Source organism: Nitrospira sp. BLG_2, assembly GCF_049222245.1.
Window position 1 is genome coordinate 14,399 of the sequence record NZ_JBLYIG010000289.1, and the last position, 13,344, is coordinate 27,742.

Sequence of the window (13,344 nt, forward strand, 5' to 3'; positions counted from 1 at the left end):
AGGAGTTGCTTGGCGCACTCTTTTCATACCGCCATCGCTTCTTCTCTGCGGGCAATTTCCAATAATCCTCGCACGTCCAGAATGAAGCCGACCGTCCCGTCACCGAGAATGGTGGCACCAGCGATGCCTTCGACCTTGCGGAAGTTTTGCTCCATGCTCTTGATGACGACCTGCTGCTGGCCGAGAATCTCATCCACCATCACCGCCACTCGCTCTCCCTCCGTCTCCAGGATGAGAAGAATGCTCTTCGCCGGATCGGTGTACTCCGGCTGTAAATTAAACACTTCGTACAGACGCACCATCGACAGGAACGTTCCGCGGACATTGATCAATTCCCCTTTGCCGACGACGGTTTTCACTGCTTCACGCATCGGCTGAATTGATTCCAGGATCGACAGTAATGGAACGATATACGTCTCGCGCCCGATCCGAACGGTCATGCCCTCGATGATGGCCAGGGTGAGCGGGAGCTTGAGCGTAAACGTGGTCCCTTTCCCCAGAGCGGTTTTGATACTGACGGTGCCCCCCAGCGCTTCGAGATTGCGCTTCACCACGTCCATCCCCACGCCTCTTCCCGATACATCAGTGATCTTATCGGCGGTCGAAAATCCCGGCTTGAAAATTAAGGACCAGATCTGATCGTCGGTCAGCTTCTCGCTCTCCGAGATCAACCCTTGCTTGACTGCTTTGGCGAGAATTTTCGTGCGATTCAAGCCGCGTCCATCGTCCTCGACCGTAATGCAAATACTACCGCCTTCGTGGAAAGCATTGAGCCGGATCGTTCCGAGTTCCGGCTTGTTGTTGTCGAGGCGGTCTTCCGGCGGCTCCAAGCCATGATCTGCCGAGTTTCGAATGAGGTGCGTGAGCGGATCGCCGATGGATTCGATCACGGTCTTGTCCAGTTCCGTCTCTTCGCCCGACACCACTAGCTGAATTTTCTTGCCCGTTCTAGCCGACAAGTCGCGGACCAACCGAGGAAAACGGCTGAACGCCGTCCCGATCGGCAGCATGCGGATGCTCATCACCCGTTCCTGAATTTCCCGCGTGTTCCGCTCCAGCTGCGCCACCCGCTCGAGCAGCACATGGAGCTGGTTCATTTCGAAGCGTGTTCCCAAGTCACTGAGCATCGACTGTGTGATGACGAGTTCACCGACCAGATTAATCAGCTTGTCGATCTTGGCGGTATCCACTCGAATGGATGCGGGGTCGGTTTTCTTGGATTGGCTCGCTGATTCCTGCTGCCGCTGCTTGTGCAGCGCCTGTTCCAACTGTTGAGGAGTGACGGCTTTCTGCTCGACAAGGATTTCCCCGACTCGTTTTTGTTGCGCCAGAGCTTGATCCAGGACACAAGACGACACCACGCCGCTTTCCACTAGAATTTGCCCGATTGGTTTTGGCTCATCTACCTCCACTGCTGGAATTGCTGAGACTGGTGCGTCCGATTGTTCACTTGTCCCGATCTGTTCGATCGACAGTGCGCTGCCTTCGTGCACAAATTCAAAAACGGAATCGATGGCCCGCCGATCTTTCTCGGTGGTGAGCTGAAGGTCCCATGAGAAATAACACTTTTCGGGATCAACATCGGCAAGATGCGGCAACCGAGAGACATCGAGGGAAACCTTGGTGAGATTCCCTAGACACCTCAGTTCTTTCATGATCTGTAACGGATCAAGACCCCGCTGAAACAGCCAGTCAGGAGGGGTCCAGTAGATCGAGTAGGTCTTGGCCATGCCGCGACTCTGTACCGGAGCAGCGTCACTCTTTTTATCGCTGATACCCGACTGCGGGGAATCCGCTGCACTCGCCGATGTCAGCTCTGTCGTGAGTCGTTGCACCGTTTCCTCGTCGACGGCTGCCCCTGTCTTTACCGACTCGATCAACGTCTTCAAGCAATCCGTTGATTTGAGGAGAAGGTCTGCGATCGATGGAGAAACGGCCTTCTGCCCGTTCCGCAACAGATCGAGCAATGTCTCCATCTTGTGGGTAAATTGCGCCACGGCATCGAAGCCGAACATACCGGCCGTGCCTTTGATCGAATGGGCCGAGCGAAAGATCTTGTTGAGAAGGTCCAAATCCTCCGGATGCCGTTCCAATTGCAGCAGACCTTCTTCGACGACCGCAAGATGCTCAGCCGCCTCTTCAAAAAACGCGTCCTGAAATTGCGCAAAATCGTGACTCATCGCTATTCCTGTCTTCAGCCATCTATGAGACGCTTCACTCAGTGCACGCGAAGCCTCTCACTCATCAGGCTGGAAGCACCTTCGCGATCGTTTTCAACAGGATTTCCGGGTTGAACGGTTTCACGATCCATCCGGTTGCGCCTGCTTCTTTGCCGGCCTGCTTTTTCTCCACTGCGGATTCAGTCGTAAGCATCAGAATCGGCGTAAACTTGAAGCCGGCCATCTTGCGTAGCTCCTTGATAAGGGTAATGCCGTCCATCTCGGGCATGTTGAGATCGGTCACCACAATGTCCATCTTCTGGCCTGCCGCGATCTTATTCACGGCATCTTTGCCGTGTTCGGCTTCGACGACGGTAAAGCCGGCATTCGTCAGTGTAAAGGCCACCATCTGCCGCATGGTGGGTGAATCGTCGACAATCAGTGCAGTCTTGCCCATGGCGCCCCTCCGGCATCGCTGACAGAGTCGTATTGAGATAGCATCGGACTTTTTCGCTAAAAGAGCGTGGAGGAATCGGGTTCTTTGCTCGACATATCCATGGGCACCGGCTCTCCGTAATCCGGCCCTGATACCGCGGCATGCAGACGACGTTCCTCCTCCATGGTATAGTGCTGCTCAATCAGTTCCAGCGCGGCAATCTCTTTCTTGGCTTCTTCGTCTCCCGGCCCTTTCAATAGAACCTGCAGGTGCGCCCGTAACCGATCCAACGCCAGGCCGACATGCTCCAGCTTTTGACGCGTGATATCCTGGAATTGCATCGCCATCACGACCTTGGACAGGTTGGCCGAACCCCCTTTCAACAAGGCTTCTGCGTCGCCTTTTGGCGGAGCCGACGCTTCGGATGACCCAAGCATTCGGAGATGCAGCACTAACTCCAAGGCCGCTCTTTCTGTCTCCTGTGTCACGGCAGTCATCTGAGCCTTCAACACCGGGATCGTACGGATGGCTTCGATTGCAAAAGTCTCCCATGCCCGTTGCTGTTCGAGAAGCGCGCTGAGTGTCGTTTCATCGCCGACAAAAGAATGCTCACGTCTTGCATTATGGTTCCCTGAAGAATTCATATCCCCGCTTACCCGTTTTCCCCCCAACGTTCGGGAGCGCGTGCACGTGCTCCCGTAAGTTAGATCCCCAGAGCGTGCGCCTCACTCGCTTAGAGAAGCGGTAAATCCAAGCTGATTTAATTTCATCCGAAGGTCTTCGGAGATACCCGTTACAATCATCCGTCCTTGCTTGCGCGCGGCCAGCATCAGTTGGATGGCCGACGTGTCCACTCTGGCGACGCCGCTGAGATCCAACGATACCAATCCATCGTTCGCAAACAGTTTCACCAATGACTCTTTGAACTCCCCTGCTTCAAAAATGGTGATGTCGCCGGTTGGAGCCAAGTGTCTGGCATTCTGCCCTTCAACCTGGTGTGTCTGAGACGAAGATCGTCCGTCTGTCATCGGTACGTCAGTCCACTTCCTGAAATCACTGGATATTGTCGGCTGTTTTTGATTGGGACTTGAGAGTCGGCTGCATGACCCCCATACCGGCCTATGGCATTTAAATCGCTCTTGGCCCAACAACTCCCGTCCCTGCTACGGCGGTCCTTGCGGCATATTTTCCGCCGATTGCTCGGATGGTTCTGATTCCTTGCCGGACTGGAGAATCGGAGCGGCCGGGGCCTGTTCAAGAATGACGACTTCGACTCGACGATTCTTGGCCCTTTGTTCCGCATCGGAATTGGCCGTCACGGGCCTAGTATCGGCATGCCCCACGGCCGCCAAGTGATCCGCCGGTACTCCGTAGAGCTCTGACAGCACCCGCACGACCATCACCGCCCGAGCGGCCGACAGTTCCCAATTGGAAGGAAATTGTGCCGTCCGGATCGGAACGTTATCTGTATGCCCTTCCACGCGGGCATGCCGGTTCATTTCCAGGATAGCGCCGCCTAATCCTCCGAGAAAAGGAAGAGCTTCCGTTCTGACAGTCGCTTCGCCACTATTAAACAGGAGTCGATCGGGAATCGTAATTACGACATCTCCATTGACCGTCTGCACGACGTTGACGAAAGCTACCATGTCTTTCAGAGGCTTATCCTTAATGACTTGGGCCAGTTCACGGATACGGCGAATCGTGAATTCCTTGGCGTCGGTTGGATTCCTTCCTTGCAGCGCCAGTTTCGCCTCACCGACGCTGAATACCTGATTCGCACCCGACTGGTTAGCGAGTGGATTGAGCGCCGCCTTGATTGATTCACTGACGGTTCTATACTTTCCGATGTTGATCGACGAGATTGAGTACATCACGACAAAGAACGCAAACAACAACGTGATGAAATCGGCATACGAGACCAACCATCGCTCGTGATTCTCATGTTCTTCGTGTTTGTGCTTGGCCATAACGTTTGTAAACCGTTAGACGCAAAAGAAGAGATGTTCGACCCCTGTTCGTCGCATGACGTTTCACATCTGTCGTATCACTTCTTTGTCTCCTTGATTCGTTCGCGATGTGGAAGAACACCCTCCAGTTTTTCTTGCAGCAACCTTGGATTTTCACCATGCGCGAGTCCGACCAGCCCCATGATGATGAGGTTACGGGCGCCTGTTTCCTCTCTCAGCCTCAGCTTGATTTTGTTGGCAAGAGGAAGAAAGAAGAGGTTTGCCGCTCCCACGCCGTAGATCGTGGCGACGAACGCGACCGCGATCCCGCTGCCCAGCTTCGAGGGATCGGCTAGATTTTCCATCACATGAATCAACCCCAGCACCGCGCCAAGGATGCCGACGGTCGGTGCGTATCCTCCGGCAGCCTCCCAGACCTTGGCCGCTATCACGCCTTGCTCTTCGTGGTGTTCCACTTCAATCTCAAGAATCTCGTGCACGGCTTTTGGCTCGGTGCCGTCGACGATCAACTGAATCCCTTTCTTCATGAAGGGATCATTGATGTCTTTCAATTTCCCCTCAAGCGCCAACAACCCCTGCTTTCGCGAGAGATTGGCGAGATCCAAAATCAGTTTGATCGTTCCCTTATTGTCGATATGGGGGCCTGAAAACGCCAGAGATAGCGCGCCGACCGCCTTGATGACGACCGGTAGCGGATTCTGGATGCAGATTGCTCCGGCGGTCCCGCCGATCACGATGATAAAAGCGGTCAGCTGCAGGATCGAACTCACATGGCCACCTTCCAGCACCTGCCCTCCGAGGATGGAACCCAACGCGATCACCACCCCGAGTATTGTTGCAATATCCATCGTGCAGACGCCTCATTTGAACCCGAATTGAGCCAGGATGTCGTCGGCGACCTTCTGCTTCATGGCCGTCGTGTTCGATTCCTCAAGTTGTTTGAGTAAGTGCCCGGCTGTGCCCGTATCATGTGCCGCCTCCCTGCTCTCCTGAAGGCCGAACACGACCACGAGTTCCATCAGCTTTCCTTGCACTTCCTCAAGAATTGCGGCGAGTTTCTTCACTCGCTGAGCCACCAGGTCTTGAAAGGATAGCGCAGTCATGATCTCCGTCAGACATTTGCCGTTCTGCGCCAGAACAGAGGTCACATTGTCGAGACGACCTACAAGAGTTGCACAGTCCATTGCCCGGAGAATCTCAACGATCGCGGAAAGGTCTTTGGCGATCTGCCCATGATGATCCTGAATCGTCTCCGTCAAACGCATGACTTCTAATGTGCCGTCCTCAGTCATCTTGCTCAGGTCGCTCAGATGGGAGGCAGCGGCAGGAAGCTGAGCGCTGCTGGACACGATTTGAGGACTGACCGCCGAGATGGCTCTCATCGCATTATCAACAAAACGGGCCAAGGCGCCGAGTTCTTCATATAATTTATGTTCGTGGTTGTGCACGGCCCCTCTCCATTCCGGTGTATGCATGGTCTGCTTGATCACCGGCTACTTAAAGATCTTTTCGATCTTTTCTTGCAAAGTCTCGGCGGTAAACGGTTTGACAATGTAGTTGCTGACACCTGCTTGCACCGCCTCGATCAAGTTGCTTTGTTGCGCCTCAGCCGTCACCATCAAGACGGGTGTTGTCTTGAGCTTCTCGTCCGCTCGGACCGCACGGAGCATGTCGATGCCCGTCATGACCGGCATGTTCCAGTCGGACACGACGAAGCCATAGGTGTCGGCCCGCAGCTTCTGCAATGCCTCCTGTCCGTTTTCTGCTTCTTCCACATTGACGAACCCCAACTGCTTCAGGATATTCTTGACGATCCTCCTCATCGTCACCATGTCATCGACCACGAGGATTTTCATGTTTGGATCGGCTGGCATAACGCCTCCTTTTTCCTACCTGCCGTCACGGCGACGATGACCGGCGGTCTTGTCCATTATGGGAGGGTCAAACCTGTTCACGGTCACTCGCTCTTCATCGGATATCGGCACATTCGCGTAGAGACCTGAGCCGGAAGGCTTCATCCGCGGCCGACTTCGACGCCTGGGTGGGAAACGATCGACGTGTGGAGAAAGGCTTATCCTCCGGAAAACCGTCGCCGGTAGGATCATGCCGCCACTCTGTCAATGGGTCGGACAGCAACTCGCGGGTGTCTAGCTTTGCCGAGACCGACCATGCATCCATTCATGGATATCGCGGCGAAGAAAGCGCCAATGTTTTCCAATCTTTGACGCCGGTAGTTCACCGACTCGGGCGAGCTTATAGACGGTGGACTTCGGTACCCGGAGAAACCGAGCCACCTCCACCACGGTCAGAATTTCCCTCTCCCGCGCGGTGACTTCGTCGGCATGGATTGCTGTTGCTGTGGGTATCTCATTATTCATGACGACTGAGATATCGGCGCGGCGGTTCCAAAACTTGAGTGCCCGATACAAGCGGATCTCGACCCACAACTTCATTTCCTACTCATTCCACTTGGACGCACCGGCGACACATTGGCAAAGGTCAACATGACTTATCCACAGCGGAAACGCCTCATCTGGAATTTCAGAGTATTCCGCGCGGACGTGATCATTGCTCATATTGGAGCGTGAGCGAATTATCATACACTCTCTTTTCTCATTGCCGACCATCACATCGTGGTCGTAACCTTGGATCCTCACTCCTTCTTGGATCTCTACAGGGGTTTGCGCATTTTGGCTACAGCAGTGTGGAAAGGTGTTGGGCGCGTTGCAGGAAAGACTGCCGGATCAGATCCAGCGTTTGCTGAAACCCCTCTGCGAGCTTTTCAGTCAGCTCTCATTCTCAATCGTGTTCCAGGACGTGTCCGCGTCAATGTTCTGTAGTTCAAGAAGTTGCTCGAGGAGTATGTTGGGGATGACCAGCTGCTTCGCGGGACATTGCCGCTAGCGCTGAATTCGGTCGAGCGGCTCAAGTATCTCCATGCACTCTTAACGCGTCGTTCTTCGAAGCCACTCGAACCCGACACCTATGCGCCTTTTTGGACACGACCGATTCATCTAAGCTTTTGCACGACCACTGCATACCATCCAAGGCCATCGTATTCTTGGTAGCCGAGAGTTTTCGCATACGCGATCACTTCATGTTTGTCGTTCACGTAATGGCCTCTTTGGCGCCCTTGATGCTGAATTGTGAACGGCTCAAGTACTCCTTGATGATCGGATGCGGCGATAACGCGAAGTCTGTTATCCAGCAGCATTACGCGGGTACGTTTCCACGAAGATTCGGATATCGCCGGTTCTTTCTGAATAATAGTGCTGGATTGCTCTTCCCAATCAAATACCACCCCTAAAACTCCGATTATTTTTCCGTTTGACGTTCCCTTCTTCCGAACGGCAGCGGCGTACACGGCGACCAATTTATCGCCATGGAGTGGATCATGACAAATATCGTCGACCACATACTGGTCGGCGTGCGTCGTCGCCATGGCTTTCCGAAACCAGGAGACTCTCGTTGCATCGGCTCCTATTATCCTCGGAAACTTCCCGGGCTGCGAACAGGCCATGATTTTGCCGTCGGTTCCAACCAATATAAGGTTTAGATATACGGAATAAAATCGATTGATCAGAGCGAGTCGTTCAATTGCATGCTGGAGAGCCGCTCCATCCAACGACTCCAAACCAGTGACCAACGCTTCATCCATCGCCCACCAACGAACGTCGGCGGTACGTTCGTACAGATTGCGTACGATCAACTGCACCAGCGTCTGTGCCATCTCTGAAAGCCGATCGTGCTCTCCGTCCATGAACCGTCGATTCAACTCGCTCGTTTCTTCACGTATTGAACTCAGCGCTTTGGATGCGTCGGCGGCTTGCGCGGCCAGATGTTTCACCTCTGTCGCAACCACGGCAAATCCTCTTCCAGCTTCACCGGCTCTCGCCGCTTCTATGGTTGCGTTTAACGAGAGAATAGTGATCTCGCTCGTTATTCTAGCGTTCACAAGCCGATGATCGTCGATCCGCTTTTCGATGTTGCCGATAATCTCTTTGATATTGAGCTGATTCATCAACGTCCCCTAGGTTTCCATAATTCGTACGGCATCGAATGAATTCTTCGGTGGCATCCGCAGTCTATGGACTATGATTGCCCTAGCTGAAATGATTACGGCGTGCACGCAAGCGTTCGGCCTCTGCGTGAAGAATGTGGCGGATCAGATGTTCCTGATCATCCACCTTGAGGTCTACGAATTCGGTGGCAATCGCAAACTTTTGTCCGCCTGCCTGAGAGACGGACCGAGTCACCTTCGCCATGGTCTGGATGAGAATGAACGGCGGAAGAATTAACTTGATCGCGAGCTGATCACCGACGGAGAATTCCCGGGGCGAGACGAATCCTACCCCCCCCCCACTCAGATTGACATCCGTGGGTCGTGCCATGATGACACTCGACGGCTGGCTGGTGGCCAAAGAGTTGAGGATGACTTCAAGCAAATAGTCGACTTTCAGGATCCATGGAAGCAGCGGTGATCCGGTCAATGATTCTCCTGTGCGAGCGAGCAGATCCGCGGTCGGTTTCGTGACTGCTGCGGAAATCGTCTCCGGTGTGGCCCTGTTCGTCTCGACAGGGTCAACAATCCCAGTCTCGCTCAATAAACGGTATTCCATCAGCACACGGTCATCAATTCTGATCCATTCACGCCGTTCATCTGGGGCATTCTTGGATGGCATGGAAGGTGTCGTGACTGAAGGAGGCGCCATGGTCAGATCATTTTCGACGTTATGCAGCGCAACTCAGTGCCTCAGCGTACGCCAATACCGAAGACTGAGCCTACGCCAACTTCTGGGCAGCCCGAGACAAGTCATCGGATAGCCTGTTCGCGTCGAGGGGTGCCTGCTTGATCATGATCCGTCCGTCCCCCTGCTACGCCTTCATCGATACGGTCATAAGGGTCGAAAGCTGCTCTCCAAGTCGCTGATGTAGGCCCTGAAGCCGATGCTTGGTCGCCGTCGCCTCACCCAATAGAGACACAAACACGGCTTGCATGACACGCACACGATCGCGGATCTGTTCATCGAGTTTCAGCAGATCGTTCGCCTCTTGGACCGGCGTCTGTATGGCAGCCAAGAGGACACCCCGCTCACGATAACATTGAGCAACGGCGTCCCATCGTCCAAGTTCAGCTGCCTCTGCAGCAGCCTTTGTGAGCCGCACGATATCGGCCCGGCAATGCGCTCCCGCGCAGTTCATCGTACACCTGCCATACGAGTCTGCTGCGCCACGATCTCACGCCACCCCTCGCGAAGCGTCGTCAAGCAACGCAGCGGACCATTGAGATGTCGCGCATCATTGCGGGCATTAGCCGTGACCAGCTCGCTGAGCATGTACTCATAGAGACGGTGTAGCGAGCGCGCGATCTCACCGCCTTGTTCGAAGTCGAGCACGCTGTTGAGCTCTCCGATAATAGAAATGGCTCGTCCGAGAAATCGGCCTTTTTCTTTCGGATTGCTCGACTCGATTCCGGCTCGAGCGAGTTCAATCGATTGAATGGCCGCATCGTAGAGCAGCACGACGATCTGGACTCTGGACGAAGTCATTACCTGTGTCTGTTGATATTGATTCGTATATTGAGTGAGCATAGGTCCTTTCCAGGACAGTCCTAATTTTTTCTCGTCAACGAGGAATTGGCCTGAAGGAAGCCGATCTGACTCTGGAGTTGCCCAAGCAGCCCATCGAGCGCGGCATACTGACGGCGGAGGCGCTCTTCATACTGCGCGATGAGATCTTCTTTTCTAGCGATCTCGTCCGTCACATCAGAAATCTGGTCGGTAAGACCGTGCTTTCGGAGCGTCAGCGCCCCAGATTCAATATCATCCAGCGTATCCACCGCTGTATTGACGAGTTGTGCCACACCGACGCTGCCCGTTTGTGTCACGAATAGATTCTTGACCGCAGCGTAATTTGAACTAAGCGCCGCACTCAGCCTGACGTCATCGATGGTCACTGTGCCGTCGCGCTCCGTTTTGAACCCGACGTCACCCACAGAAACATACGTGGTCAATCCAGACACAACAGAAGAGAGTGCCGTCCTCAATTGGCTAAGCACCCTTCGCACCGTCGGTTCGTTGAAAAAGATCCCACCTTCCTTAGAGGCGACGTCGTAGGTGCTCCGTTCGTTAATGAACTTGACCACCTCATTGTACGCGGCCGCCAGATCCTTGATATTTGTTTGGACAGCCGTCACATCCCGGGAGACATTGACCAAGATCGTGTCCGAGCCGGTGGTCTTGTTCAGTGTCAACGACACCCCGGCAATAGCATCCGTCATGGTATTGCTACTACGCTGAAACGTCACGGGGTTTAAATTGGGATCGCCCACGATGATCACGGCATCTTGCGCCGCCTGCAGCGTATCGGTTCCTCCGGCTCCGCTACTGTTTAAAAAGTCCAGATCGGTGTTGTCCGCGACAATTGTGACCGTGTTCCCGGCTCCAGTGTTGACGGCAGTCAGCGCCAGCCGGTAAGCCGGAGATGATTCGCTCCCCGTGTTGATCACGGAGGCCGTGACGCCGGCCCCGAGATCATTGATGGCGGTTTTGAGATCTTCGATTGTCGCGGCGGCGCTCAGACTGACCGTTTGATCCGTACCGCTGCCAACGCGAAAGGTGAATGTCCCCGAGAGGCCGCTCACGATATCGGTCGTCGCGGACGCGACCGCCTTCGCCGCCCTATTCGTTATCTGGTGCGATTGCGCCAGTTGTGCGACCTTGATGGTGTAGCTTCCTTGAACGGCAGATGAGGCCCCTGTCGCTGCAAGCACAGTCGAATCACTGACCGATACGCCGGAGCGATCGAAGCTGGAGGGGAGACGCATTTTGTCAGCCGTGCTTTGCAGGGCGATCAACTTTGTGCTCAGCGTGGCAAAGTCGGTCGATTTCGAATTGAGGTCGGCTTTCTTGGCATTGAGCCGATCAACGGGGATGCGCGACGCCTTGACCAGTTGGTCGACAACCTGGCCGAAGTCAAGTCCGTTTCCCAAACCGCCAAAACTTATCGTCGCCATGCGATCCCCGCGATTGTTCTATGCCTGTTCCTGCAGCAACAGCCCCTTCGGACTCGACAAATACTTTTCCAGCTCAAGCAACTCTTCTGGTGGAATTTGCCGAATGACCTCGCCGGATTCTTGTTCGACGACTTTCACCACCACCCGTTCGGTTTCATTGTCCACATGAATCTCGAGCTGGGAATCCGCCAGACTGAGGAGTTCGTTGATCTTCACCGCGGCCCGATCGATCTCGGCTCGGTCAACTGGTGCCTGGGAAGTCGACTGCCCTTCCGAGTCGCTTTTTCTTACTCGCGCCTTATGTCCCATCGCATCCGATGGTTCTTGCTTACGAATGCGTTCGACCAGAAGATCTGCCTTTGGTGTAACGCTGTGTATCATGGCAGCCTCCGCACGAATCTATCGGTGCCGCGCCCCCAGCGAAGGAGGCGCGACCACGATAGTCGATTACTACTGGAGTAATGCCAGAGCCTGCTGTGGCAGCGTATTCGCCTGCGCAAGCACGGCGATACCTGTTTGCACCAGGACCTGGTTCTTGGTGAATTGCGAGGTCTCATAGGCGATGTCCGCATCCCGGATCCGCGATTCGGCCGCCGTGAGATTCTCACTCGAAATCTCCAGATTCGCGATCGTAGCTTCGAATCGATTCTGGAGCGACCCATACTCGGCACGGGCGGTTGCGACGGCGCTGATGGCGCTGTCGATGTTGCTCAGCGCGCTCTGCGCATTGGCCGATGTGGACACGTTCACGCTGCTGAGGCTCAGCGCGGAAATCGTCAGCTGGTTGAGGTCCATCGTTAACGTGTTGCCGCTGCCGCTCTTGAACCCAACCTGCATCGTGAAACTGATCGAGCTGCCGCTGGTCAACGCTTGCCCGTTGAACTCCGTCACCTGCGCAATGCGGTCGATTTCAGAACGCAGCGCCAAAAACTCCTGATCGATGTACGACCGTTCGGTGGCGCCTACCGTGCCGCTGGACGACTGCGAAGCCAGTTCGCGGAGCCGGCCCAACAAATTTCCGATCGTGGCAGCCGCTCCGTCGGCGATCTGCGTCAAGCTAATTCCGTCCGAGGAGTTCCGAACGGCTTGGTTGATGCTACGAATGTGCGCTCGCAACGTTTCGGATAATCCGAGACCCGCGGCGTCGTCGGCGGCGCGGGTGATGCGGAGGCCGGACGATAGGCGCTCAACCGAGCGGCCCAAGCTCGCCGTACTCACTCCCAGATTGCGCTGGGCCGAGATCGATGCGGGATTGTTATTGACGATAATTGACATAGCCCCTTCCTCCTTGAGCCAAAAACTTGATCAGCCTCTTCGCCTCCGGCATCCGTGCAGAAGCGCATGCCCAACTCATACCTGTGAGCGGGTCTGGTGCCTTATCGGCTGAATCAAGAGGGACTTGAGCGGCCCATCAATCGAGCACGAAGAGGCTGAGCCAGTGACAACGGACACCATCTGCCGTCACCACCGGGCATCCAACCGGGGCAGAATTTCGTACTCCAAGAGATCCGCCAGACGAATCTGATCTTGATCCGTCCGCGCTTCCAAAAGCTACTGGACCCAAGGCGTCAAGGTGGAGGCTCCTGTCCCCGCTTGCATGGTAGCCGACGCTCCGTCTACAAATTCGAGATAATCCGCCAGCTGCCCCAGCCAGGCATCGAGCGCGGAAAGCGGCACCCGTCCGAATCGAAGCGCCGAGAGCAAGGCCGAACCCTCGGTTCGCAGAGTCTCTGCGTACTTACTTATTGACCCTTCGGCAGCTCGTAT

The 13,344-nt window shown here is 55.0% G+C and carries 17 protein-coding genes; all 17 read right to left on the minus strand.

Annotated elements, in window-relative coordinates:
- Positions 1-23: 23 nt before the first annotated feature.
- Positions 24-2,180, minus strand: coding sequence for a chemotaxis protein CheA (locus ACOSYY_RS08000; RefSeq protein WP_421661743.1), 2,157 nt, complete (start codon positions 2,178-2,180; stop codon positions 24-26).
- A 64-nt stretch (positions 2,181-2,244) separates the two neighbouring features.
- Positions 2,245-2,616 carry a response regulator gene (locus ACOSYY_RS08005; protein ID WP_421661744.1) on the minus strand — a complete coding sequence of 124 codons (372 nt, stop codon included), beginning with the start codon at positions 2,614-2,616 and terminating at the stop codon, positions 2,245-2,247.
- Positions 2,617-2,672: 56 nt separating this feature from the next.
- Positions 2,673-3,239 carry a hypothetical protein gene (locus tag ACOSYY_RS08010; RefSeq protein WP_421661745.1) on the minus strand — a complete coding sequence of 189 codons (567 nt, stop codon included), beginning with the start codon at positions 3,237-3,239 and terminating at the stop codon, positions 2,673-2,675.
- 81 nt (positions 3,240-3,320) lie between these two features.
- Positions 3,321-3,623 carry an STAS domain-containing protein gene (locus ACOSYY_RS08015; RefSeq protein WP_421661746.1) on the minus strand — a complete coding sequence of 101 codons (303 nt, stop codon included), beginning with the start codon at positions 3,621-3,623 and terminating at the stop codon, positions 3,321-3,323.
- 135 nt (positions 3,624-3,758) lie between these two features.
- A complete protein-coding gene (locus ACOSYY_RS08020; protein WP_421661747.1) occupies positions 3,759-4,562 on the minus strand; it encodes a flagellar motor protein MotB in 804 nt (267 codons plus the stop codon).
- 77 nt (positions 4,563-4,639) lie between these two features.
- Positions 4,640-5,410, minus strand: a complete 771-nt coding sequence (locus ACOSYY_RS08025) for a flagellar motor protein (protein WP_421661748.1) — start codon at positions 5,408-5,410, stop codon at positions 4,640-4,642.
- A 12-nt stretch (positions 5,411-5,422) separates the two neighbouring features.
- Entirely contained in the window at positions 5,423-6,010 is a 588-nt protein-coding gene (locus ACOSYY_RS08030) for a protein phosphatase CheZ (RefSeq protein ID WP_421661749.1), read from the minus strand.
- A gap of 45 nt (positions 6,011-6,055) precedes the next feature.
- Entirely contained in the window at positions 6,056-6,436 is a 381-nt protein-coding gene (locus tag ACOSYY_RS08035; protein ID WP_526023303.1) for a chemotaxis response regulator CheY, read from the minus strand.
- A gap of 273 nt (positions 6,437-6,709) precedes the next feature.
- The gene (locus ACOSYY_RS08040) at positions 6,710-7,015 is read right to left on the minus strand and encodes a helix-turn-helix domain-containing protein (protein ID WP_421661750.1); all 306 of its coding nucleotides are present in this window, start codon (positions 7,013-7,015) and stop codon (positions 6,710-6,712) included.
- 557 nt (positions 7,016-7,572) lie between these two features.
- Positions 7,573-8,583, minus strand: a complete 1,011-nt coding sequence (locus ACOSYY_RS08045; protein ID WP_421661751.1) for a methyl-accepting chemotaxis protein — start codon at positions 8,581-8,583, stop codon at positions 7,573-7,575.
- Positions 8,584-8,665: 82 nt separating this feature from the next.
- Positions 8,666-9,274, minus strand: a complete 609-nt coding sequence (locus ACOSYY_RS08050) for a PilZ domain-containing protein (protein WP_421661752.1) — start codon at positions 9,272-9,274, stop codon at positions 8,666-8,668.
- A 163-nt stretch (positions 9,275-9,437) separates the two neighbouring features.
- The gene (locus tag ACOSYY_RS08055) at positions 9,438-9,764 is read right to left on the minus strand and encodes a hypothetical protein (RefSeq protein ID WP_421661753.1); all 327 of its coding nucleotides are present in this window, start codon (positions 9,762-9,764) and stop codon (positions 9,438-9,440) included.
- Positions 9,761-10,153, minus strand: coding sequence for a flagellar export chaperone FliS (fliS, locus tag ACOSYY_RS08060; RefSeq protein WP_421661754.1), 393 nt, complete (start codon positions 10,151-10,153; stop codon positions 9,761-9,763). The genes ACOSYY_RS08055 and fliS overlap by 4 nt, the downstream gene beginning before the upstream one ends.
- 20 nt (positions 10,154-10,173) lie before the next feature.
- On the minus strand, positions 10,174-11,577 hold the full coding sequence (gene fliD / locus ACOSYY_RS08065; RefSeq protein WP_421661755.1) for a flagellar filament capping protein FliD: 1,404 nt from the start codon (positions 11,575-11,577) through the stop codon (positions 10,174-10,176).
- An 18-nt stretch (positions 11,578-11,595) separates the two neighbouring features.
- A complete protein-coding gene (locus ACOSYY_RS08070; protein ID WP_421661756.1) occupies positions 11,596-11,958 on the minus strand; it encodes a flagellar protein FlaG in 363 nt (120 codons plus the stop codon).
- A gap of 69 nt (positions 11,959-12,027) precedes the next feature.
- Positions 12,028-12,852, minus strand: coding sequence for a flagellin N-terminal helical domain-containing protein (locus ACOSYY_RS08075; RefSeq protein WP_421661757.1), 825 nt, complete (start codon positions 12,850-12,852; stop codon positions 12,028-12,030).
- A gap of 276 nt (positions 12,853-13,128) precedes the next feature.
- Positions 13,129-13,344: hypothetical protein (locus ACOSYY_RS08080; protein ID WP_421661758.1), on the minus strand; the 216-nt coding region annotated here is incomplete at its 5' end.